This window comes from Armatimonadia bacterium, assembly GCA_039679385.1.
GTDB lineage: Bacteria > Armatimonadota > Zipacnadia > Zipacnadales > JABUFB01 > JAJFTQ01.
In genome coordinates, this window is the sequence record JBDKVB010000019.1 from 1 (window position 1) to 21,787 (window position 21,787).

General features: G+C 64.7%; 21 protein-coding genes. 7 read left to right on the plus strand and 14 right to left on the minus strand.

What is annotated here, in order from left to right; all coding sequences use genetic code 11:
- From ABFE16_02210 to ABFE16_02220, 3 genes are all read left to right on the plus strand, one after another.
- A partial coding sequence (locus ABFE16_02210; protein MEN6344085.1) for an H-X9-DG-CTERM domain-containing protein occupies positions 1–427 on the plus strand: 427 nt, incomplete at its 5' end.
- Positions 428–468: 41 nt separating this feature from the next.
- Positions 469–1,092, plus strand: a complete 624-nt coding sequence (locus ABFE16_02215; protein ID MEN6344086.1) for a DUF1559 domain-containing protein — start codon at positions 469–471, stop codon at positions 1,090–1,092.
- Between the two features lie 182 nt (positions 1,093–1,274).
- Positions 1,275–2,771: an FAD-dependent oxidoreductase gene (locus ABFE16_02220; protein ID MEN6344087.1), complete on the plus strand. Its 1,497-nt coding sequence runs from the start codon at positions 1,275–1,277 to the stop codon at positions 2,769–2,771.
- Here ABFE16_02220 and ABFE16_02225 read toward each other — a convergent pair.
- The 10 genes from ABFE16_02225 to ABFE16_02270 all read right to left on the minus strand — a co-directional run bounded on the left by ABFE16_02225 (position 2,768) and on the right by ABFE16_02270 (position 13,650).
- On the minus strand, positions 2,768–3,991 hold the full coding sequence (locus ABFE16_02225; protein MEN6344088.1) for a polysaccharide pyruvyl transferase family protein: 1,224 nt from the start codon (positions 3,989–3,991) through the stop codon (positions 2,768–2,770). The genes ABFE16_02220 and ABFE16_02225 overlap by 4 nt on opposite strands.
- 178 nt (positions 3,992–4,169) lie before the next feature.
- Positions 4,170–5,651 carry an oligosaccharide flippase family protein gene (locus ABFE16_02230; protein ID MEN6344089.1) on the minus strand — a complete coding sequence of 494 codons (1,482 nt, stop codon included), beginning with the start codon at positions 5,649–5,651 and terminating at the stop codon, positions 4,170–4,172.
- 432 nt (positions 5,652–6,083) lie between these two features.
- Positions 6,084–6,344: a stage V sporulation protein S gene (locus ABFE16_02235; protein MEN6344090.1), complete on the minus strand. Its 261-nt coding sequence runs from the start codon at positions 6,342–6,344 to the stop codon at positions 6,084–6,086.
- A 223-nt stretch (positions 6,345–6,567) separates the two neighbouring features.
- A complete protein-coding gene (locus tag ABFE16_02240; protein ID MEN6344091.1) occupies positions 6,568–7,368 on the minus strand; it encodes a TIGR00282 family metallophosphoesterase in 801 nt (266 codons plus the stop codon).
- Between the two features lie 100 nt (positions 7,369–7,468).
- A complete protein-coding gene (gene rny / locus ABFE16_02245) occupies positions 7,469–9,010 on the minus strand; it encodes a ribonuclease Y (GenBank protein ID MEN6344092.1) in 1,542 nt (513 codons plus the stop codon).
- Positions 9,011–9,138: 128 nt separating this feature from the next.
- Positions 9,139–9,780, minus strand: coding sequence for a regulatory protein RecX (locus ABFE16_02250; protein MEN6344093.1), 642 nt, complete (start codon positions 9,778–9,780; stop codon positions 9,139–9,141).
- Between the two features lie 168 nt (positions 9,781–9,948).
- Positions 9,949–11,037, minus strand: coding sequence for a recombinase RecA (gene recA, locus ABFE16_02255; protein MEN6344094.1), 1,089 nt, complete (start codon positions 11,035–11,037; stop codon positions 9,949–9,951).
- A gap of 66 nt (positions 11,038–11,103) precedes the next feature.
- The gene (thpR, locus tag ABFE16_02260; GenBank protein MEN6344095.1) at positions 11,104–11,700 is read right to left on the minus strand and encodes an RNA 2',3'-cyclic phosphodiesterase; all 597 of its coding nucleotides are present in this window, start codon (positions 11,698–11,700) and stop codon (positions 11,104–11,106) included.
- Positions 11,701–11,784: 84 nt separating this feature from the next.
- Positions 11,785–13,035 (minus strand): competence/damage-inducible protein A, encoded by a 1,251-nt coding sequence (locus tag ABFE16_02265; protein MEN6344096.1) that lies wholly within the window; start codon positions 13,033–13,035, stop codon positions 11,785–11,787.
- Between the two features lie 228 nt (positions 13,036–13,263).
- On the minus strand, positions 13,264–13,650 hold the full coding sequence (locus ABFE16_02270) for a hypothetical protein (protein ID MEN6344097.1): 387 nt from the start codon (positions 13,648–13,650) through the stop codon (positions 13,264–13,266).
- 155 nt (positions 13,651–13,805) lie between these two features.
- On the opposite strand from ABFE16_02270, the gene pfkA reads away from it, so the two are divergent.
- Complete coding sequence (pfkA, locus tag ABFE16_02275) at positions 13,806–14,768, plus strand: 6-phosphofructokinase (GenBank protein ID MEN6344098.1); 963 nt, start codon at positions 13,806–13,808, stop codon at positions 14,766–14,768.
- Positions 14,769–14,789: 21 nt separating this feature from the next.
- Here pfkA and ABFE16_02280 read toward each other — a convergent pair whose 3' ends face one another.
- A complete protein-coding gene (locus ABFE16_02280) occupies positions 14,790–15,668 on the minus strand; it encodes a nitroreductase family protein (GenBank protein ID MEN6344099.1) in 879 nt (292 codons plus the stop codon).
- Between the two features lie 230 nt (positions 15,669–15,898).
- Between ABFE16_02280 and ABFE16_02285 the strand changes: the two genes are divergently transcribed.
- From ABFE16_02285 to ABFE16_02295, 3 genes are all read left to right on the plus strand, one after another.
- Positions 15,899–16,462: an HD domain-containing protein gene (locus ABFE16_02285; protein ID MEN6344100.1), complete on the plus strand. Its 564-nt coding sequence runs from the start codon at positions 15,899–15,901 to the stop codon at positions 16,460–16,462.
- Positions 16,463–16,568: 106 nt separating this feature from the next.
- Entirely contained in the window at positions 16,569–17,297 is a 729-nt protein-coding gene (locus ABFE16_02290; GenBank protein MEN6344101.1) for a sugar phosphate isomerase/epimerase, read from the plus strand.
- A 55-nt stretch (positions 17,298–17,352) separates the two neighbouring features.
- Positions 17,353–18,564: a hypothetical protein gene (locus ABFE16_02295; GenBank protein ID MEN6344102.1), complete on the plus strand. Its 1,212-nt coding sequence runs from the start codon at positions 17,353–17,355 to the stop codon at positions 18,562–18,564.
- 87 nt (positions 18,565–18,651) lie between these two features.
- Here the strand turns inward: ABFE16_02295 and ABFE16_02300 are convergent, their stop codons facing one another.
- From ABFE16_02300 to ABFE16_02310, 3 genes are all read right to left on the minus strand, one after another.
- Entirely contained in the window at positions 18,652–20,319 is a 1,668-nt protein-coding gene (locus tag ABFE16_02300) for a hypothetical protein (GenBank protein ID MEN6344103.1), read from the minus strand.
- Between the two features lie 165 nt (positions 20,320–20,484).
- Positions 20,485–21,285 (minus strand): sugar phosphate isomerase/epimerase, encoded by an 801-nt coding sequence (locus ABFE16_02305; GenBank protein MEN6344104.1) that lies wholly within the window; start codon positions 21,283–21,285, stop codon positions 20,485–20,487.
- A 237-nt stretch (positions 21,286–21,522) separates the two neighbouring features.
- Positions 21,523–21,787, minus strand: a 265-nt coding sequence (locus tag ABFE16_02310; GenBank protein ID MEN6344105.1) for a hypothetical protein, incomplete at its 5' end; no start/stop codon positions are given.

Genomic DNA, 21,787 nt, shown 5'->3' on the forward strand with positions numbered 1-21,787 from the left:
CTTCACCAACAAGCCTCTGGACGAGGCCAGCTATGGGATGAACTGGTTGTACTGCAACGGCCGCTACATCCGCACCAGCTCCGGCGGCACCTACAACTACACCCCGAAGCTGCCGGCGCCGTGGAAGGTCGGCGGTTGCGAGGAGTTCATCGAGGATCCGTCCGACACTATCTGCATCACCGACGCAGTCGGCGTCAGTATCAACTCCAGCACCGGCGTACGCAGCCCCAACGTGATGGTCAATGACGCCCAGTCCGGCGGCGGCACCACCTATGCCGGCGGCTGGAACAACGTCTCGGACCGCCACAACGACGGCGTGAACTGCGGCTACGTTGACGGTCACGTCAAGTGGGGCAAGAAGGACAGCATCCGCCAGTGGGAGCACTGGAACGCTACCGGATACTCCTATGGGACGCTTGGCCCATAGCGATCACGGGAAGACCTGCATAAGAAAGGAGAAGACAGCCAATGCGACGGCAACACCGAAACGGTTTCACGCTCATTGAGCTTCTGGTCGTCATCGCCATCATTGCGATCCTGGCAGCGATCCTCTTCCCGGTATTCGCTCGGGCTCGCGAAAAGGCACTACAGTCCTCCTGCAGCAGTAACCTGAAGCAGATCGGTCTTGGCTTGATGATGTACATCCAGGACTACGACGAGATGCTGCCCTTCGGCCACTGCTCCTCAAGCACCGCGGACTGGGCTGCCGACAAGTACTGGTACAACATCATCACCCCCTACACCAAGAACGCCGACATCATCAAGTGCCCGTCCGACAAGTACTCCGCAGTCGGCTACGGCTGGAACTACCCGCACAACCCCTACCGAGCCTCCTACGGTGGTGCGATGTCGATGGCCGACATCAAGGCCCCGTCAGAGCGGCTGGCCCTGTGCGACAGCAACGCCTACTGGGTCGTCTACTGCCCGACGCACTACCCGAACTGGTCTGACGGTTTCTGCCGCGTTCCCGATCGCCACAACGGCGGTTCGAACGTGGTGTTCTGGGACGGCCACGTCAAGTGGATGCGCCAGAGCGATATACTGCGCACCGACAGACAGGGCCAGATCCTGTGGGGTCACATCGATCCATGAGTCGGTCTGACCGCGACCTCTGATATCGTCCATCAAGCCCCGCCGACGCCTCCCGCCGACGGGGCTTTTCTTTGCCTCGGAGGTAACAGCACCGCCGCCGCCGAACCGCCCCCAACAAAGCCCTTGATCGAGGCGAAGGTCACAGGAGACGCCTCGACCCCTGCGAAGGAGCCTTGCACGCGATGGCACAGGTACCCGCCGCTCCCGAAGTGATCCTTGAGCCCGCCCACGAAGTCCCGGTGATCGCGCGTGCCGACGTGGCCGTCTTCGGCGGCGGACCTGCCGGCATCTGCGCAGCCACGGCGGCCGCTCGGGCAGGAAGGCACGTGGTCCTGGTGGAGCGCTACGGATTCCTTGGTGGAATGGCGACGGCGGGGAACGTCACGATCCTGCACAGCCTCTACGGCACCGACCACTCCACGCCGGTGATCGGCGGCCTGCCCGAGGAGTTTCTCCGTCGCCTGCAGGACATGAAGGCAGCACGGAATCAGAGCCCCGACGGAGAGACGGCTGCCTGGGTCATCAACAGCGAGTACGCAAAGCTGGTCGCCGATGACCTGGTCTGCGGTGCAGGACTGGTTGGTGGCGACGGCAAGGGTCGCGTGGACCTGATGCTGCACACCCTCCTCGTGGGAGTGCTGCGTGAGGGCCGACGGATCACCGGGGCGCTGGTGGAGTCCAAGAGCGGACGCGGGGCGATCGTTGCCAGGGTGTACATCGACTGCACCGGCGACGCCGACCTGATCCGTCGAGCCGGTCTTGACACCCAGCTAGGCAATGCCGAGGGCAAGTGCCAGGCGCCGACCTTGTGCTTCCGAGTCGCGGGCAGGCAGCCTGGCGCCGCAAGCCTCGGCCAAGCAGCGGCCGACCTGTTCAGCGAGCCGATGCGCTACACACTCTCCGAGCGCGATGGCTGCCGGGAGGTCTTTGCGCCCTCCGGGGGCGACCGCTACCCGTGCTTCCTGTGGGGCTCCGAGGGGCTGTTCGATGCGGAGGAGGAGATGCTGGCCGGAACGCGCGTCCTCAAGGTGAATGCTGCCGACGCGACCTCCTTCTCCCATGCCGAGATCGAGGCACGCTACCAGATGCGCTGGGTGCTTGACCGCCTGCGCAGGCTACCGGGCCGTGAGAACACCTACCTGGTGGACATCGCGACTCAGCTCGGAATCCGTGAGACGCACCGCATTCACGCCGACCATGTCCTCACGCGGCAGGAGGTACTCGAGGGCGTCAGCTTCCCGGATGCGATCGCCCAGGGCACGTATCCGATCGATATCCACACGCCGGATGCGCCCGGGATCAGGTTCGAGTATCTGGACGGGACGTGGCGCCGGATCAACCGAGACCGCTCAACGAGCACCGGGCGTTGGGATGGTCGACCCGAGGATGCAGCGAAGCGCTCGACGCTCTGCTACCAGGTCCCCTACCGGAGCCTCATCCCGCGTGATCTGGACAACGTGCTGGTGGCTGGACGGTGTGTCGGGGCGGCTCATGACAGCGCCGGGGCCCTGCGGGTGATGATCAACGGCATGCAGTTCGGTGAGGCAGCCGGCGTCGCGGCTGTCATGACGTGTCAGGGTGGTAACGTGCGCGAGATCGACGCAAGTGCCCTGCGGGCGCACCTTCAATCCCGGGGAGTGCCCTTGCGAGACTCGACCGCCGGGGTTGCCGGGGCTTAGCTTCGACCCACAACCGGCGCTTTGGCCCGTAGCTGCTCGACCATCTGGGCCGTGTAGGCTCGCAGCCGGGCAACGCCCTCGCGCGTCAGGGCCTGCATCTCTTCGTGCTTGTCCGCAAGCCTCAGCAGACGGCCAAGGATGTCCGCAGCGTCGGCCTGACACAGGGATACCGCGTAGTCATCGCCCCCGTAGATCTCACGGCTGAGGTTGGTTGACTTGCGGCTGTAGGACAGCGTCAGCGTCGGCACCCCGGTGGACCACGCCGCGATGGTGCTATGCATCCGCGCTCCCGCAAAGAGCGTGCAGCGCGAGATGGCATACTTGATCTGCCGGGCACTGAGCCCGTCGGGCAGGATGCTCACTGCAGCACCCTCGTCGGAGAGCCGACGGTAGACCGGGCCGAGAACCGCAAGGTCGCTGTCCCTTGGAGGGCATGCCGGTGGGGCGCAGTGCGGGACCAGGAGCACGCCGAAGCCGGCCTTGATGAGCCGCCGAGAGGTCTCTAGCCCCAGGCGAATCATGGATCGCTGCCCGTCCTTCATCACCTCAGCCGCGAGCGGGCTGAGATTGAGCCCCACCACACCTCGTTCACCCGCTGCTGGAAACCACTCCGCGCAGTCCCACGGGTCCGGCTCCATTTCAAAGGCCGGGTCGCCCATGCGGTACACACGCTCGGTGACCCCGAGGCCTGCGAGGTAGTCGGCGCTTGCCTGGTCACGCACCGTGATCAGGTCCAGATCCCCCAGGAAGCCCGGCATGCCCAACCGAGTACTGAAGGCCTCGGAGTAGGGCTCCAGGTTCATCCCCCACAGCCCCACCGGTAGCCCTCGCGACAGCAGGAAGCGGTCTCGGCGCACAGCCATCGAGGGACGGCCGACGAAGGTGTCGCCACCGACCTCGAGCACCAAGTCCCAGCCCTCCAGTGGATAGCCGGGCGCCTCGTTCATCAGGCCGAGGCGATCGCGCAGGTTCCGCATCATCCAGTGCGCCCCGCGAGCCGAGCGAGAGAGGTTCAGCCTGTGCCTGCGCGACATGGGCAGTAGCTGCAGACCGAGGTCGGGCAGTCGGGCCTCGTCAGCGCTGAGGGTGTCCAGCGTACCCACCGCTGCTGCGATCTCGGCCCCGGGCCAGATCTGCCTGAGGATTTCGGCGGAACCCCATAGGATCGCCTCACAACCGCGATTGTAAAGCCCCGCCATGCCAACCAACAGTATCTTCATAGCATCGCACGTCCGTACAGTTTGGTAACTGCGTCGCCCCCCGGCAACGGCTAGCCGCTAGACGCAAGCAATCGTTCGACCGGAGCCCTTGCGCCCTGCCGGTGGGCCTTTCGCCCCCGAGTGCCCCGTGGCCTTCGTCAAGGCACAACTCAGCCCCGACTCCTGCCTTCCGAGCGCCTCAAGCTGCGGCTAACCAGCGGTGCAACAGCCATGCCGCCGCAAGAAGCATGCCCAGCGTCAACAGTGCCGAGACAATCTGCAGCCCAAGGCCAAGCCCAAGCGCGTTGCTCAGTACCCCTGGTATCAGGGCCAGGCCCAGGAGCACCGCCAGAAGGGCATCCATCCCCAGAACGCGGACCATCCCGAGCTTGCGCAGAAACAGGGGCACCATCACCACCACGTTGACCGCATAGGCGATCAGGTAGGCGTAGCCCAGGCCGACCGCACCCTGCGGAGCCAGGACATAGGTCGCGGCCAGCAGCACCACGGCCAGGAGGACATTGCTGCCGAAGGACATCCAGATCAGGCCCTTCGCGTGGATCAGGCGCCCGATGCCGTCCTTGTAGGTCATCAGCGGAATCGAGCACAAGACCAGCACGAGGGCGAACTTCCCGGCCACGAAGTCGGGCCCAAACAGCCACATGATCGGCCCTGCCAGGTAGAGCAGAATCGCTGTCGCCGAGGTGGCCAGGAACCAGGTGGCGTAGGCATTGATGATGTGCAGGCGCAGGCTCCCGGCAGACTGGTCCTCGCGGTTCAGCTCATGGCACAGGATCGGGAGCAGGGGCTGGAAGATGGCTGCCGGGATGAACATAGCCGCCGACCGAATTTGGGTGGCGGCGTTGAGGATCCCCATCTGGCTGTAGCCGCCCGGCTGGTTCACCAGGAGAGCGTTGCAGGCCCAGATGACCGGCGTAGTGACGACGCCAATGAGACAGGCGGGCAGGGAGAAGTTCCACAGCACCTGCATTTCCTGCGACAACTGATGTCCGGTGAGGGGAAGCGCGGCCTTCCGGCACTCCACGTTCACGGCACGCTGGGTCAGGAGCCAGCCGGCCGCCGAGGCCAAGACCGTGCCCAGCACCAGGCCCCAGAGACCGTAAGCCCAGCCTCCGAGGATCATCAGCGGGAAGGCGACCAGACCGCGCCAGAAGGCGATCCCGGCAAGGGTCCGGTAGGTCTCCAGACCTGCAAGGACGCCGCTGAGGCTACCCATGAGGGCGTTGAAGACCAGGAGGCCGCTGGAGAGTCGCAGCACGTTTGCGAGGTGAGGGGCATGCAGAGTGCTTGAGGCCAGAGCGGGGGCGGTCAGTAGCAGTGCGACGCCGGTAAGCAGTCCGGAGATCACCGCCACGCGGTTACACAAGACTACAATGCGGCCGGCTCGCTCGGGGTCCTTGTCGCGGTTTTCAGCGATGTACTTGATAGCGGTGGCGCCCAGTCCTAGGCCCGCGAAAACGCCGAATCCGCCCACCGTCGAGGTGATGATACCGTACTCGCCGTAGCCGATGTCACCCAGCAGCCGCGCCGCGACTACCGAGGCCGCCATGGTCAGGCCCTGGCCCAGGACTTGGCCGATGAGCGACCACAGTGCACCCTTTGCCACACGTTCGCGCAGCGAGGGCGGAGCAGGTTGCGGCTCAGACAGGACTGACGTCAACGGACATGGCTCCCATCGCTTAATACCCCGGGGAGAAGGGGTGCTGCAGTCCTGTGCCTGGGGGGGACAAGGATCCGCTCTGCACCCTCACCCGCAACAACGCGCGGGCACAAGACAATCAGGGCCTCCTGACGAGCAACACTGCCGGAGGACGTGCGAGGTCAATCTGCGATCGCAGGCGGAAGCGCGTCTTCGGGCTGTGCAACCGCCCGGACGCCTTTGCATGCTGATGCCGCACAGGGAAGGAGAAAGAGAGACGGTGGGGTCGCCAGGGCTCTCTGCGCCAATCTGCTCTCGCCTACTGACGATTGCAGGCGCAGGAGGCTACCCGAGAACAGTCTGCTCCCCGGGGCTGCTGTGGCCGGGGCCACTTGTGCATCCCCAGGAGGCTCTGCGTGGTTCTCCTGGCGACCGAAGGTATGTGCCCCTGCGCTAACGTGGCTCGATGAACAGGCGGATCGCTGTCCGCTCGTTGCCGTCGATGTCCACGTCCACAAAGGCTGGGTAACACACCAGATCGATGCCGGCCGGTGCCAGGAAGCCCCGGGCGATGGCAATGGACTTGATCGCCTGGTTGAGGGCTCCGGCGCCGATGGTCTGCATCTCCGCTTTGCCCTGCTCGCGGATGGTCCCTGCGAGTGCTCCTGCGACCTTGTTGGGATCGGACTGCGAACCTACCTTCAAAGTAGACAACGGTGCATCCCCCTTAGCGGCGTCCCGTACGCGTGTCTGGGTGCATAGTCACGGCCTCGCCCCCGAGCCGTGCGCGCGCCGGGCCTCCCTGCATCGTATGTGCTGCCGCCATTTCAAGGATTGGTGTGTCTGCATAACTGCGTGCCAGGTTGCTGCCCCGCAAGCCGCCCTCGGACGTCTCTCCCAACGGGCCTCTAGCCCGATTGCATCGTTACACTCTCTATCATACTTCGGCAGGCCCATCCGTCAAGACTCGAAAACGCCGGATAGAGGTGGCTGCGACCCCCTGAGGCTCCGAATCGACCACCACGCCGCACATCTGGGCCGGTCCGCCGGTAGGGACCTCAAAGCGTGCCGGAAGGCCCGTGAGGAACCGCCGCACGACGATTGCCGGCTTGACCCCGATGATCGTGTGCCGCGGCCCCGTCATCCCCGCATCGGAGATGAAAGCCGTCCCACCCGCGAAGACCTCCTCGTCTGCTGTCTGGACGTGAGTGTGTGTCCCCAGGACCGCGGTGACCTGCCCGTCCAGATAGTGCGCCAGGGCCGCCTTCTCCGAGGTCGCCTCCGCATGCATGTCGACGATGATGCAGTTGCACTGACCGGCCAAGCGTCCCACAGCCTCTGCGGCCGCTCGGAAGGGACAGTCAACGGGGTCCATGAACACTCGGCCGAGGAGGTTGATCACACCGATCGAGCCTGCGCTGCCCGCCTCATACACGCCAACACCCGTCCCTGGAACCCCTGGTGGGTAGTTGTAGGGCCGCACGATGCGGCTGTCGCGGTCCAGAAGCTGGTGCGCCTCTCTCTGAGCCCAGACGTGGTTGCCCATCGTCAGGCAATCCACTCCGGCATCGAAGAGCTCCTGGGCAGTGCTCTGAGTGATGCCATACCCGGCGGCTGCATTCTCTCCATTAGCAATGATGAAGTCCGGCATGTACTCGCGGCGCAGGCCCGGAAGCAGGTCATGCATCAGGCGTCGGCCCGGTCGCCCCACGATGTCGCCGATGAACAGTACTCGCAACGAACTACCCCTCTGCGGATAGGAGCGGCCCGCCGCCGCAGCCGGCAGGTCACCGTCACGGGTACGAGCCGCTCCCAGAATTGATCACGTAGGTTGGTCCTTACTTGGCGTACTCGACGGCCCGGGTCTCGCGGATCACCGTCACCCGGATCTGGCCCGGATAGTCCAGTTCGCTCTCGATGCGCTCCACCATGCCCTTCGCCAGCCGGTGGGCGGCGAGGTCGTCGATCTTCTCCGGTCGCACGATCACGCGGACCTCGCGACCGGCCTGGATGGCGAACACCTTCTCCACACCTTCGAAGCTCGAGGCAATGCTCTCCAGGCCCTCCAGGCGCTTCAGGTAGGTCTCCAGCGTCTCGCGCCGAGCCCCGGGACGTGACGCCGAGATGGCGTCTGCGGCCTGGACGAGAGCTGCCTCGATGCTGGTGAGTTCCACATCATCGTGGTGGGCCATGATGCAGTGGACGACGTCCGGCGACTCACCACGAGCTTTGGCCACCTCAGAACCGATCTGGGTGTGGGTGCCGTCGCGCTCGAAGTCCAGCGCCTTGCCGATGTCATGCAGCAGGCCGCCACGGCGAGCCAGACCGACGCGGACACCGAGTTCGGCGGCCATTGCACCGGCCAGATGCGAGACCTCGATGGAGTGCTTCAGTACGTTCTGACCGTAGCTGGTGCGGTAGCGCAACTTACCCAACAGCTTCATGAGCTCGGGATGCAGGCCGGTTACGCCGGTCTCGAAGATCGCCTGTTCGGCGGCCTCCTCCATGCGCTCTTCGGTCTGCTTGCGGGCCCGATCAACGGTCTCTTCGATGCGCCCCGGGTGGATGCGTCCGTCGGAGATGAGCATCTCCAGCGCAACCTTGGCGATCTCTCGCCGGACCGGGTCAAAGCCGGACAGCACGACCGCTTCGGGCGTGTCATCGACGATCAGGTCGATGCCGGTGAGCTGCTCGAAGCTGCGGATGTTGCGGCCTTCGCGCCCGATGATGCGACCCTTCATCTCGTCGCCGGGCAAGGGCACCACAGAGACGGTGGTCTCCGTGGTCTGGTCGACGGCACAGCGCTGAATGGCGCGGCTGACGACTTCAGCGGCCTTGCGGTCGGCCTCGCGGCGGGTCTCCTCCTCCACACGCCGCAGAAGCTGGGCGGCGTCGTTGCGGGCCTCCCGCTCAACCTCGGACAGCAGCTGCGTGCGTGCCTCCGAGGTGGTCATCTGGGCGATACGCTCCAGCTCGGAGCGACGTGCGTCGATGAGGTCTTGAGCAGACTTCTCGGAGTCTGCGATCTTGCGCTCTCGCTTGTCGAGCTCCGAGGCCCGCTGGTCCATCTCGCTCTTGCGGCGCTCGAGGTTGTCCTCTCGCTTGTCCAGGCGCTTCTTTGTTTCTTCGAGCTCTGTGCGCTCCTTGCGCGCCTCTTCCTCCACCTGCTCCCTGAGTTTGATCTCTTCCTCTTTGACTGCGAGCTTGAACTCCCGGCGTTCGGCTTGCAGGGCCTTACCCGCCTGTTGCAGCTCCTGCTCTGCCTGTGCCTTCTGGCGTTCCAGCTCTTCGGTCAGAGCTCTCGATTTCTGTACGGCGTAGACGATTGCGGCGATGGCCACAAGGGCCATTATGACTGCGATCACGGTGGCAATAATCACCGTGGGTCACCTCCGGAAGTGTAGTCGAAAAAGGCGTCTAGCCGGGTGACCGCCGGTCGCGTCCAGTCCTCCGGGTGTAGGTTTGTGGGCCTATGTGAACAGCCTGCACCCGACCCCTTGTCCAACGGCTACTCGTCGGCCAGCGCTCTGTGGAGGGCGTCGGAGATCACGTCGCCGCCAAATCCCAGTCGGGCCAGGTAGGCATAGGCCCGCATGCGGCGCTTTTCCACAGGTAGGTTCGTCCAGCGTGCGAGGCGCTTCTCCAGCGCCGCTACTGCCTGCTGAACCTCATCCACGCCCTCAAAAGCCTCCTCCACCACGCTTTTGGCCAACTCTTGACTGACCCCGCCTTGCATCAGCTTGTGCTTGAGTCCCCGACGTCCAACCCCTTGCCTCCTCATCAAGCCTTCGGCGAGGTTCCGAGCATAAGCGTCATCGTTCATCAGTCCCAGGCTCTCAAGTCTGTCTAGAACCTGCTCAATGGCTTCGGCTCGATGCTTACGCTTGATCAGCGCGGTCCGTAGATCGCGACGACTTCGGTCACGCACTTCCAGTAGCCGTAAGGCTGCGCGACGGACCTGCGCCAGCTCCTGCTGCGCCAGAATTGCCTGCCATAGCTCCGGTGTAACCGCCAGTCCCACGCGCAATTCCAGCGCCACGATTACGTCTTCATGCACGTCGAGGGGCTCTTGCCCATCGACGATTAGGTGATAGGTTCCCGGTTTGCCGGCATGCGGGGCAAAGCTCCGAACTACCCCGACTATGCCCACGATCACTCCCTCCTTGAGGTGGTTTTCACAGATTTCAAACGGCTCATTTCCATTCGGGCAGGCCCTGCCGCCGCTTACGGCAAGCAGAGCCTGTGGTCACGCCCGACCCGGTGTTGCTCCTCCAGGGTGCCTCTGTTCCGAACCGGACGCACGCAGGGCGAGGGAACCCTAGTTCTCAGCGGGTTCCTCGTCGGTCTCGGTCTCGGCCTCGGACGCGGGTGCTGGTGCTGGTGCGATCTCGAGGGGCGCCAGGTGATGAGCCTCGCGCACCTTCGACTCCAGTTCGGTGGCCAGGACGGCGTCGGTTGCCAGGAGGTCGACAGCATTCTCCCGGCCCTGACCAAGGCGCTCCTCACCGTAGTTGAACCAGCTCCCCGACTTCTGTGCGATGCCCAGTGCAAGGGCCTCGTCGAGCACGCAGCCGTAACGCGAGATTCCGTCGCCGTAGATGATATCGAACTCGCACTTGCGGAAGGGCGGTGCAACCTTGTTCTTGACGACCTTGATGGACACGCGGTTGCCGATCACGTCGGTCCCGCGCTTGATGGACTCCGCCCGGCGGATCTCCAGTCGTACCGAGGCCCAGAACTTGAGCGCCCGGCCGCCCGGCGTCGTCTCAGGGTTGCCGAACATGACGCCGATCTTCTCGCGGATCTGGTTGATGAAGACGACGATGGTGCCGGCATTGGAGATCGACCCGGCCAGCTTGCGCAGGGCCTGGCTCATCAGCCGAGCCTGCAGACCGACGTGGGTGTCGCCCATGTCGCCTTCGAGTTCGGCCGCCGGTACGAGGGCCGCGACCGAGTCGAGGACCACGACGTCGACCGCGCCGCTGCGCACCAGGGCATCGCAGATCTCAAGGGCCTGCTCGCCGGTATCCGGCTGTGAGACCAGCAGGTTGTCCAGATCTATGCCCAGATGGGCCGCGTAGTCCCGGGCGAAGGCGTGCTCGGCATCGATGAAGGCAACCGTGCCGCCGATCTTCTGGGCCTCGGCCAGGATGTGCAGGGTCAGAGTGGTCTTGCCTGAGCCTTCCTGTCCGTAGACCTCGACGATGCGACCTCGTGGCAGACCGCCGACGCCGAGCGCGATGTCCAGGCTCAGGCAGCCTGTCGGGATGACCGGCACCGTCATGTTCGCGGTGTCCTGACCAAGGCGCATGATCGCGCCGTCGCCAAACTGCTTATGGATTTGTGCCAGAGCCAGGTCCAGGGCTTTCGCCTTGTCGCCTGATCCCGACTTCGATGTACCAGCCATTCGTGATCCCAACTCCCCCCGGGGTTGTGGTGATGAGTCGATCGTCAGATGGGCGTCTGCGTCGCCCTAACTGGCCAGGGCGAACTCCTCCAGGACTGTGTAGGTCGGTCCCTCAGGCGCCAGTTCACTGCGGTACAGCACGAACCTGTCGACGCGCATGCCTCCGACCTTGGTGGTCGCCACCGCCTTGAGGGCGCGAGCCAGCTCGGAAGCGCGGTAATCGCTCTTGTTGCGTCCTATCGTCAGATGGGCGCGGAAGGGCCGATCCTCTGCAGCCGCCAGCCCGGCCTGCACCAGCGCGTGGTCAAGGTCGGCGGCCAGGGCCTCCATCGGCTCAGCTCCCTCGCTGCACCCCAGCCAGATCGCTCGTGCATCCGAGATTCGTGGGAAGGCGCCGGCGCCCGAGATCTCCAGGTCGAAGGCGGCATGTCGCGCAGCCACCTGCCGGCCGACCTCCGCCAGCATCGGAACAGTCTGGCCCAGCATCTCGCCCAGGAACTTGAGGGTGAAATGCAGGTTGGGCTCCTCCACCCATTTCACCTTGGCGCGACTGAGTGCGATCCGCTCACCGATTTCGGCTGCGGCAGACCGCAGCTCTGGAGCCAGGATCACTGCGAAGAACAGCCGCAATTCCTCGGCAGGACCAAGGGGCAATCCGCTCATGGCTCTCCACCGGCCTCTGCGCTGAAATCAGGACTTGATGCCGCCCCCGGAACCGATCGGGGCCGCCGACGACTTCGCGGGGAGCTAGTCAGAGGCCAGAACCCGCTTACGCAGCAGGTTCAGGGCCATCTGGGAGACGCGCTGCTTGAACTGCTCGCGGGTACTGGGCCAGGTCTGGGTCACGCACTCAGTGCCTGCTTTGTCGGCTACCGCCACATAGACCAGCCCGACGGGCTTCTCAGGGGTTCCACCACCCGGACCGGCGATGCCCGTGGTCGCAAGGCCGAAGTCGGCCCCGACTCGGCGTCGCACGCCCTCGGCCATCGCTCGAGCACACTCTTCGCTCACAGCACCCCGGGTGCGCAGGATCTGCTCCGGCACGTCGAGGAAGGCCACCTTCGCCGCGTTCGCGTAGGCGACGATTCCGGCCAGGAGGTAGTCCGAGGCTCCCGGCACGTCGGTGATGCGGCTGGCAATCATGCCGCCGGTGCAGCTCTCGGCAACAGCCACTGTGGCCCTACGAGCACGCAGGGCCTTGCCGACAGCGACCTCCATCGTGTCCTCATCCAAGGCATACACATGGACACCGAGGCGCTCGCGCAGACGGGCTTCGAGAGCCGTCAGACGCTCTGCGGCAGCCTGGGCATCGACGTCCTTGGTTGCCAGGCGCACCTTGACCTCGCCCGGCGAGGCATACAGGGCAATCGTCGGGTCGGTCTGGGCGTTGATGATGTCGGAAAGCAAGGTGGCGACGTCGGACTCGCCGATGTCGCACAGGCGCAGGACGCGGGTATGCAGCACTCCGCCGCCCTCACGGTTTGCACGCTCCCGCAATCTCGGGAGGACCTCCCGCACCATCATCTCGCGCATCTCCGGCGGCGGACCGGGAACCGCAAAGAGCCAGACGCCGTTGAAATCCACGAACAGCCCGGGCGCGGTACCGCAGGTGTTGTCGAGAAGAAGGCCGCCTTCAGGGGCTTCGCACTGCTTGTAGTTGGCTTCTGAGGGGACACGATTGCGCGAGGCGAAGAAGGCCTTGAGGTGCTCAACGGCCGCTGCATCGCGCCGCAGCGGCCGTCCCGTCAGCTCAGCCAAGCCCTCACGGGTCAGATCATCTTCCGTGGGGCCGAGCCCTCCGCACAGGAGGATGACGTCACTACGCCTTGCCGCGGTCTGCAGGACCCCGACCAGGCGTGCCAGGTTATCCCCTACGGTATGCCGGAAATGAAGGTCTACACCGATTCCCGCCAGCGACTGGGACATGAAGGTCGCGTTAGTGTCAGTGATCTCACCCAACAGGAGTTCGGTGCCGACCGCAAGGATTTCTGCTTTCAAGGCTGCGATTCCGCCTTAAGCCTGGGGGCAGAACGCCGACAGGCGGTACAGGGAACAAGGGGCGCTCCGCGGAAAGCCCGGTGCCCGGTTGCGTGCCCTGGGTAACCTCGCGTTCACTGGAGGTCACCCTATCCTGCGAATTATAGCTGACGCCGGGTACCCCGTCAACAAAGCCACTCGGCCGGGTGCCCGACCTTTGCGTCCTTTCCGACCGTCTGAGCCCGCGGCCTACTTGCTGTAGTTGGCCACGACGTACTTGGTGATCTCCGCCGCTTCGGCCTCCGAGATCCAGCCGGCCTTCTTGGCTTGCATCACCTTGATAACCTTTTCCCATTCCGCCGGGGTGCGCCGTTCCTCGGCGGCTCTCGCGGACGGGTGGCACTTGTTGCACTTCGTCTCGAGGAGTGCTTGGGCATTGGCCATCTGAGTTCCGGGGGCTAGAGCGGAGGCCTCGAGGTTGGCTGTCGGTTCGGCGTTCACCGTCGGGGCCGGTTCCTCTCCGGGCGCGGCCGATCTGCCCGTATCCATCGGTGGGGACTGGACCGCCGACTTGGGGCATCCGACCATGACGGTCACCAGCACTGCGACTGCGACGAAGACGATAAGGCGGGCCATTGCACAGTCCTCCCTTAGGGTTCGTCCTGTCCCCAATATTACGCGGATTGACCCACTTTCGCAACTACCACCACTTGCGGCCGCCCGGCTTTCGTGCTACAAAGGCGGCGCAGGCGACCCCTGAAAGCCTAGCACGATCCCTCTGGAGGCCACTCATGCGCATTCTTGTCCTGACCAGCGGCGGCGACGCTCCCGGAATGAACGCCTGCGTCCGCGCCGTAGTGCGCTCAGCACTCTCTCGCAACTGGGAGGTGTTCGGTGCCCGCTACGGCTACATCGGGCTCGTGACGGGCGAGGTTGCGGCCCTTGATCACAACTCCGTCTCCAACACCATCCAGCGTGGCGGAACCGTCCTCGGCGCCGGTCGCTGCCCGGAGCTGCAGACCCCGCAGGGTCTGCAGAAGGCGGTCGAGACTCTCCGCAGCCTCGGCATCGAGGGCCTCGTGGCCATCGGCGGCGACGGCACCTTCCGCGGTCTGCGAGATATCTGCGAGCACTGGGAAGGGCTGGGGATCGGCATCCCCGGCACCGTGGACAATGATGCTACAGGTAGCGACTTCACCATCGGCTTCGACACGGCCGTCAACACCGCGCTGGACGCCATCGACAAGATCCGAGATACCGCCGAGTCCTTCGAGCGCTGCTTCATCGTCGAGGTCATGGGGCGACGCAGTGGCGCCATCGCTCTCGCCGCCGCTCTTGCCGGTGGCGCGGAGGAAGTATGCGTCCCCGAGAACGCCACCGACTACCTGGGGATTGCCGAGCGCCTCCGGGCGGGCAAACAGGCAGGACGGTTCAGCAGCATCATCGTCACGGCGGAGGGGGACGAGATCGGGGGCGCTGCTGAGCTTGCCAAGAAGCTTACCGAGCTCAGTGGCCTTGAGTTCCGCACCTGCATCCTGGGGCACGTGCAGCGTGGCGGTTCGCCCACGGCTCGCGACCGCATCCTGGCCTCACGTCTTGGGGCCTTTGCAGTGGAGCTTCTGGAGCGCGGCGAAGGCGGCGTCATCGTCGGCGAGAAGGCCTGCCAGCTTGCGACCACGCCACTGAGCGAGGTCGGCACGGCACTGCCTGCCTGCATCTGCGACTTCGACCTGGTCAGGCTGCTGAGTCGCTAGGAGGCCTGGCCACCTGGGCCTTCAGACCCAGGTCACGCTCTTGAGCGGGCGGCGGATCGTGCGCTCGAACCGGCACTGCGCATAGCCCAAAGCCAGCGCCGAGAAGACCTCGTTGGCAGGCGGGATTCCCAGTTCACGCTTGAGGTCGAGGGTGTATTGCACGGCCGACGCGGCAATGCCGAGCATGATGTTGCCGACGCCGAGAGCCTCGGCCATCAGCATCCCATGGGTCGCCGCGAGGAGGCAGTTCGTGTCACCCATCAGGTGATCGGGGTCGGCGTGAAACAGCATCAGCGCCGGTGCGCCCCAGGTGACGAAGTCGGTGCCGTCATTGTGATACAGCGCCAGACCGGGGCCGGCGAAGGGCAGCATGTGCTCGGTCAGCATGCGGTATACTCGCTGACCAACCATCCGCCGCATGGCCGCGCGTCCGAGGCGGTTGCGGGTCATCTGCTGGAGCTCCTCGAACTGCTTTACCGAGGCCGGAACGATCTTGGCCACCTGCTCGCGAGTGCTCAGAACGGTCAGATTCACCTCGCTGGGCGGAAACCCCATCGGAGCTGTGGCCGCCGCCTCCGCGATCTTCTCCAACACTTCGCGCGGCACGGGCTCCTCGCGGAAGACCCTGGTGGACCGGCGGCGCTTCAGCAAGGCCTCCAGCGCTTCCGGGCTCGCAGGTGACGGTTGAAGCTCCGGGAAGTCGGCGTAGTCCATGCCCTCAACCTGCACGGCCTGGGTCGGGCAGATCGCCATGCAGTGCCCGCAGCGGACGCACAGCTGCTCGCTGTCCGGGTCGACCACCACGCCCTCGTCGGTGCGGTCGTAGATCCAGCAGCCGCAGATCATCTCGCATAGCCCGCAGCGGGTACACCGCGTCTCGTCGATCGTGTGGGTTGCCATGGCGCCTTCCCTCTTTGTCCCTTGCACGCCGCGGATCGGCGTGGAACCGTAAGTCGTGACCGCCGGGGCTGCAAGGTCCCCGCGGGTAGACACTCCTGCTCGTGACCTATATAGTACCAGATGCCGCTCGGAGTGGACACCGGTCCGCAGGGATCGGAACCGCCTCTCCGACCGGCCGTGCGGGTCTATCTGCCGGGCACGATTCTGACGCTCCTTCGCTGTGTGATCGCATGGGTTTGCTGCGCAACATCCGCAAAGGCTTCCTCTTCCTGCGTCCGGAGCAGGGCCTGTCGCCTGCTGACTTGGCGCCGCTGGGTGAGTACCTTTCGCCGGAGGAGCGCTCCCTGTTCCTGGAGATGGACGAGCCCGATCAGCGCCATTCGCTGCGGGTCGCCGAGTTCTGTGCGCAGTCGCTCGAGGCCTATCCGCAGGTGCCTCGCGAGCTCATGATGAAGGCCGCCCTGCTGCATGATGTGGGCAAGGTCGGCGGGCAACTCGGACTGGTCTTCCGCACCCTCTGGGTCTTCGGTCACCGATTGGTTCCGTGGTTGCTGGAGGCCGTCGCTCGTCGCAGTGAGCATGCTCGTCCCGGTACGGCGCGTCACAAGATGTACATCCAGATGTATCACGCCCGCGTCGGGGTACAGAAGCTGAAGCAGATCGGAACTGAACCAAGAGTCCTTGAGTACATTCTATATACTGAAGAGCCGCGACGGCCGGAGGACTCCCTGGAGAAGCGAATCATCATGGCCGCGGACGGCGACCACGTCTTCAGCGGGCCTCCGTCGGCCTGATTGCCACCTTGCTTTCCCGTTCCCATCACACAGGGCCTCGGGGCCCTCTCGTTGAATCCTGAAGTAGCTGCCCGCACACCGGGCACACCGACCTGGGAGGTTTTGCATGTCAGAACTCATCATCGGCGTCCAGTCCTACACCTACCGCAACTTCGGTGCGGTCGAGGCCGTGTCGGAGGCCGCCTCCGTGGGCCTCAAGGCCATGGAGATGTGGCCCGGTCATATCAGCTTCGAGAGCGACGCGCAGCTCATCGCCGACTTCAAGCAGGCCGCGAAGGACAAGGGCATCTGGATCTGCGGCTACGGTGTCTGCGGCCTCGAGCAACTGGGCGACAAGATGGAGCCGACCTTCGCCTTCGCCGCCGACCTGGGCGCGAAGTACGTCAGCATCAACCTTGGCCGCGAGAACCATGAGATCGCCAACGCTGCCATCGCCGTCGCCAAGCAGTACAAGCTCAAGCTGGGCATCCACAACCACGGACCCGGTGCGCAGTTCGAGACCGCCGAGCAAGTCCTGGCCATCTGCGAGGGCAAGGACCCGCTGCTGGGCGCCTGCTGCGACACCGGTCACTACATGCGGTCCGGCCAGATGCCCGCTCATGTGATCAAGACCCTGGGCAAGCGCATCAACTCCGTGCACCTGAAGGACTTCATCTCGGAGAAGGAAGAGGTCGTGCCCGGCACCGGCAACCTGAACTTCGCCGAGGCCCTGGAATTGCTGAAGACTGAGTCGGCCTACGAGGGCGCCTATGTGATCGAGTACGAGGCCGACCCGAAGAACCCCAACGAGGGCATGAGGAAGACTCTTGAGGTTCTGATGGCTGCAGTCAAGTAGGTCCCGAGCGAGTTGCGATGTGACGCCTCACCTCATCTGGAAGGAGCGACTGAAGATGCCCGTTCGATGCGTGTCTTTGCCCCTCTCCGGCCGGACCGACTCACCGGTCCGCGGTCTGGCGACCGGAGTCCTGCTGGTAGCCCTGGCGTTGTCCGCCGTCACGGCCTGTCTCGCCGCACCCGGGCAGGAGAAGACCGAGAAGCTGGTTCTCGAGCTGCGCACGGAGACCCATTCCCTGCCCTTCAGGATGCCGGCCATCCCGAACATGCCCAATATGGGCAACATCCCCGGTATGCCGCCGGGAGGACTGGCGGCGCTCATGGGGGCGCAGCCGCCGTCTCGCGTGCTCGACGGCTCAGCTACCTACCCGCATGCGGCCGTTGCACCGATCTTCGTGACCGTGCCCGCCGACCTGGGGCTCAAGGACAACAAGCTGATCCTCGAAGTCCCGCAGGCAGAGGAAGCGACACCGCAAGTCACGAGGCCCGGCCCGGCTCCTCAGCAGCCGACCGGCAAGATGGAGGTATCCTCCAAGCTCTACTGGCACCCCGATACGGCGAAGGGCCCGGTAGTCTCCGAAACCAGCGTCGACCTGTCGAAGGTCCGTATGCCCGCTCCGGGCAAGGGCGGTATCCCGGCCCTCCAAAAGGTGTTCGACGAGATGGCCCGCACGGCGGACGGCTCCGAGTCGCAGTTCCCGGAGGCCGCCGTCGGCAAGGGTACCTATGTGCTGAACACCGGCGGAACGGCCCAGCTTGATGGCTTCTTGCCGCCCGTCAAGGTGACTACGCCGGAGTTCCTGCCCGAGGTCGATGTCACCAAGGGCATCGATGTCGCCTGGGAGCCGGTGGCCGGTGCGCGCGGCTACATCCTCCACGCGAGCGAGATGGTCAACGCGCCGAACAAGATGTCGGCGATCAGGTGGGTCAGCACTCTCAACGAGCCGCCTGAGCGCGTGCAGTCTGGTTACGAGCAGGACACCTCCATCGCCGATGACCTCGCCAAGGGCATCCTGCTCCCGCCCGAGACCGTGAAGTGCCGCGTTCCGCCCGACATCTTCACCGGCAAGGGCATGTTCATGCTCGACGTGACCGCCGTCGGCAATGACTTCTACGGCACCACCGGTGGCATCGTGGTGCGCGGCAGGATCCGTTCCGTCTGGAACGCAACCAAGATGACCGGAATGCCCGGCATGGGCGGCCCCGGCATGGGTGGCTTCCCTGGCGGTCCTGGTATGGTGCCGCCTCCTCAGGACGAGGAAGAGTAGCCTCTTGCCTTCGCCGCAGATATGCGAAGCGGCACTGCCCACCTTCGGGCAGTGCCGCTTTTTGACTCCAGACGGACTGCAGCAGGACTACTGCGGCGGGTACTTGGCCTTAAGCTGCTCCACGGTGGCCTTCGTAGCTGTCCAGTCGCCGGTCTCGCCGCTCACCCCGCGCACGATCATGGTGTAGTCCAGCTTCTCGCCGGTCTTGAAGGTCTCGTCGGCGCCGATGCGTCGGGTATAGAACTTGTGGTAGCGGTCGATGTCCCACAGCATCGTCTGGCTCCCCGGACCACTCGCAACTCGCGGCGTGTATCCGACGATGCCGATCCCCATCTTCGGCTCATACTGCGCACACCAGCGCGTGTCGGTGTTGACTTCGAACCCCTGGCCGTCGAAGGTCCCCTCGATCTGCTTGCCGTCGGGAAGCTCCGCGAGCCACTTGCTGGTGTCCTTCGACCAGCAGTGCATGAACAGGTACATCAGCTTCAGCGTGAAGTCCTCGTTGGCGACAAGCTCCTGGCGTTCGATGATCTCGTCATCGGTAACCGTGATGGTAGTGCGCGCCTGGAACTTGTAGATGGTGGAGTCCCTGACCAGTTCGACGCGGCTGCCCTTGATGGTCTTGTCCACCTTGAGGGGTTGCGGCTGCCCGTCCACGGTGAGGGTCACCTTGTGCACGATCTCGCGGCCGCCATCGGTGTGGCCGGTGCCGATGAAGTTGCCTCCGGGGATCTGTGGAATCAGTACCGTCCCGTAGTACCCGGTCGCCTGGCCGATGGGCTTGCCGGCGAAGTCGAGGGTGTTGATGGTCCAGGCCTGCGCGGCGCCGAAAACCACCTTGTACTGCTTCGTCTCCACCGTCAGGGTCCCCATCTCCGGCACTCCCTCGTCATACAATCGCGGTCCGGCAGCGACGGTCGGCTGCGGCGGGAACCGCTGCTGCAACTCAGCCACCCGGGCACGCACGGCGTCCTTCCAGCTTCCTGGCTCCGCGCCGAACTGGCACATCACCATCTGGAAGCGCAGTTGGGTCCCGGCGCTGAGCTTGCCCCGCTGCGGTTCGGCAAAGAGCTTGTGGTAGTCCACGGCGTCCCACAGTCGGGTGCCTGAGTTGGGTCCCCGGAAGGGTGTCGCGTAGTAGCACAGCACGCCCTTCTGCGCCGCCGGGTCATACTGCGCCACCCAGTTCACGTCACGGTTGACCAGTTGACTCTTGGAGGTGGTGAACTCGCCGGACAGCTCCGAGTTCTGCTGCGACTGCGCCAGCCACTGGGTCGTCTTCGGGGTCACCGAGTAGATGAAGGCGTAGAAGTTGGTGAGGTCCACGTCTTCCAGCACGGTGAAGCTGTGGGTCTGCACGATCTGGTCCGGCTCGAACACCGTCTCGGCCTTGTGCGAGAGCTTGTCGATGACCGACTGCTTGGTCACCGTCACGGCCTTTCCGGTGAGCGCCTGGGTGAAGGGTGCCGCAACCGGCGTGCCCTCCCGGGTCACCTGCAGGTCCTGAACGGACTCGCCGCCTTCCATGGCCGAGCCGTACCACTTGCCGCCACGCGAGAGCACTGCGCCCTGTCCGCCCTGAGGGTTGATGAGCCGGGTGCCGTCATACTCGGCGGTGGTGATGGTCCAGCCGGCCTTGGCGGCCATCACCCAGCGGCTCTTGCCCGACTGCACCACAAGCTCGCCCTGGGGGACTTCGGCGATCGCGCAGGCCGCACAAAGCAGCAGGCCCAGGCATACGAGAGATGGCTTCATTGCGTCTCACTCCGTCCGTGAAAGGTGGCGCCCAATCCAGCCCGCAGAAGGAGCAACCTGCGAGCCCTGGAGTCAGCCGCCTACCAAAAGGCGGCGTGATGGCGGAATCGACCGCACCACGCCGCCCGGAGGCGACGTCTGAAACTGTACGTCTCGTGGGTCAGGCTAGATCTTGTGCTTCATCCAAAGCAGGCACTTCTCGTAGCCGAGGCCGTCGCCTTCCTTGCCCTCATACTCGGCGGTCCAGGCGTAGTCGTAGCCGACGCCCTTCAGCAGTTCGACGACGAGCTCGAGGTTGATCTCGCCATTGCCGAGGTCCTTGCCGCGGTAATCCGGGCGCGGGCCGAAGCCGTCCTTCATGTGGGTGTGAAGGACCCACGGGGCGACCTCGCGGTAGAAGCGATCGCAGTCCTCCAGCGAGTTGCCGAACCAGCGGACGTTCATGGTGTCGAGGTTCGAGCCCACGATGCCGGGGGCGTTGACGTTCTTGAGCACGCCGAGCATGACGTCGATGTTGTTGCTCACGACGCCGTGGTTGTCGATGGCGTACTTGAGACCCATGGACTTGAGGAAGTCGAGGCTGCGCAGGCAGCAGCCGGTGATGGCCTCGGTCCACTTCTCCTCGGGTACGGAATCCTTGGGCTGGCCGCCCTCGGTGCGGATCACGTTGCAGTCCATCATGAGGACCAGTTCGCCGATGCGCTTCATGCGGGCGACCTGGGCGTCAACGGCAGCCTCGTCGAGCACGACGAAGTCGTTGCGGGAAGCCACGGCGCTGACCTTCATTCCGTACTTCTCGACCAGGCGCTTGGCCTCTTTGGTGGTGGCGATTGGATCCTGGGTCTCGTCCGGCCACAGGTCGTTGATCTGCAGCTCGGTGCTCTCGAAGCCTGCGCCGGATGCCCAGGCGAGGAACTCCTCCAGGTTGGCGCCAGGGGCGTTGTAGTGAATGACACCGTACATCATGATGGTAGTCTCCCTTTGGTAAGTGAGCTTTGGCGACCTGAGAAAGTTCGCGTCCCTCGTCCCCGACTCCTTCCCCTTCGCTGGAGACCGCGGGGTTCGTGGCTCCAAGGCCGAGGCAGGGCGGCGCTTGCCTGTTCTCGGTGCAGGAGGACGAGACGGCACCTCACCCCCCAAGCCCCCTCGCCACTGCGTGGAGAGTAACTGTGATGTTTGTCAAGCCGTTTCGGGCGCTGGCCCTTACCCACTTTTGGGGATGGGTATAGGTTTTGGTATGAGGAGGCGGCGGGTGAGTTTTGCGAGCCAGGGGTCGTGGTGGCGCACCAACTGCAGGCCCAGCCACAGGACGCTGGCTGTCTTCCAGTAATGGTAGCGTTGCGACAACTTCTGTTCCGTGCCCAGCACCCCGAGCCAGTACAGATAGCTGTAGGCCAGGGCACAGAGCAAGAGCCAGGTGGCCGTACGCGCCAGGGTGGTGCAGGGCATCTTCTCGATGTGCAGGTGC

Coding starts and splice junctions, on each gene's coding strand:
- ABFE16_02215 (MEN6344086.1), top strand. CDS start 469: ATGCGACGGCAACACCGAAACGGTTTCACGCTCATTGAGCTTCTGGTC.
- ABFE16_02220 (MEN6344087.1), top strand. CDS start 1,275: ATGGCACAGGTACCCGCCGCTCCCGAAGTGATCCTTGAGCCCGCCCAC.
- ABFE16_02225 (MEN6344088.1), bottom strand. CDS start 3,991: ATGAAGATACTGTTGGTTGGCATGGCGGGGCTTTACAATCGCGGTTGT.
- recA (MEN6344094.1), bottom strand. CDS start 11,037: ATGGCTGGTACATCGAAGTCGGGATCAGGCGACAAGGCGAAAGCCCTG.
- thpR (MEN6344095.1), bottom strand. CDS start 11,700: ATGAGCGGATTGCCCCTTGGTCCTGCCGAGGAATTGCGGCTGTTCTTC.
- ABFE16_02270 (MEN6344097.1), bottom strand. CDS start 13,650: ATGGCCCGCCTTATCGTCTTCGTCGCAGTCGCAGTGCTGGTGACCGTC.
- pfkA (MEN6344098.1), top strand. CDS start 13,806: ATGCGCATTCTTGTCCTGACCAGCGGCGGCGACGCTCCCGGAATGAAC.
- ABFE16_02280 (MEN6344099.1), bottom strand. CDS start 15,668: ATGGCAACCCACACGATCGACGAGACGCGGTGTACCCGCTGCGGGCTA.
- ABFE16_02285 (MEN6344100.1), top strand. CDS start 15,899: ATGGGTTTGCTGCGCAACATCCGCAAAGGCTTCCTCTTCCTGCGTCCG.
- ABFE16_02290 (MEN6344101.1), top strand. CDS start 16,569: ATGTCAGAACTCATCATCGGCGTCCAGTCCTACACCTACCGCAACTTC.
- ABFE16_02295 (MEN6344102.1), top strand. CDS start 17,353: ATGCCCGTTCGATGCGTGTCTTTGCCCCTCTCCGGCCGGACCGACTCA.
- ABFE16_02300 (MEN6344103.1), bottom strand. CDS start 20,319: ATGAAGCCATCTCTCGTATGCCTGGGCCTGCTGCTTTGTGCGGCCTGC.
- ABFE16_02305 (MEN6344104.1), bottom strand. CDS start 21,285: ATGATGTACGGTGTCATTCACTACAACGCCCCTGGCGCCAACCTGGAG.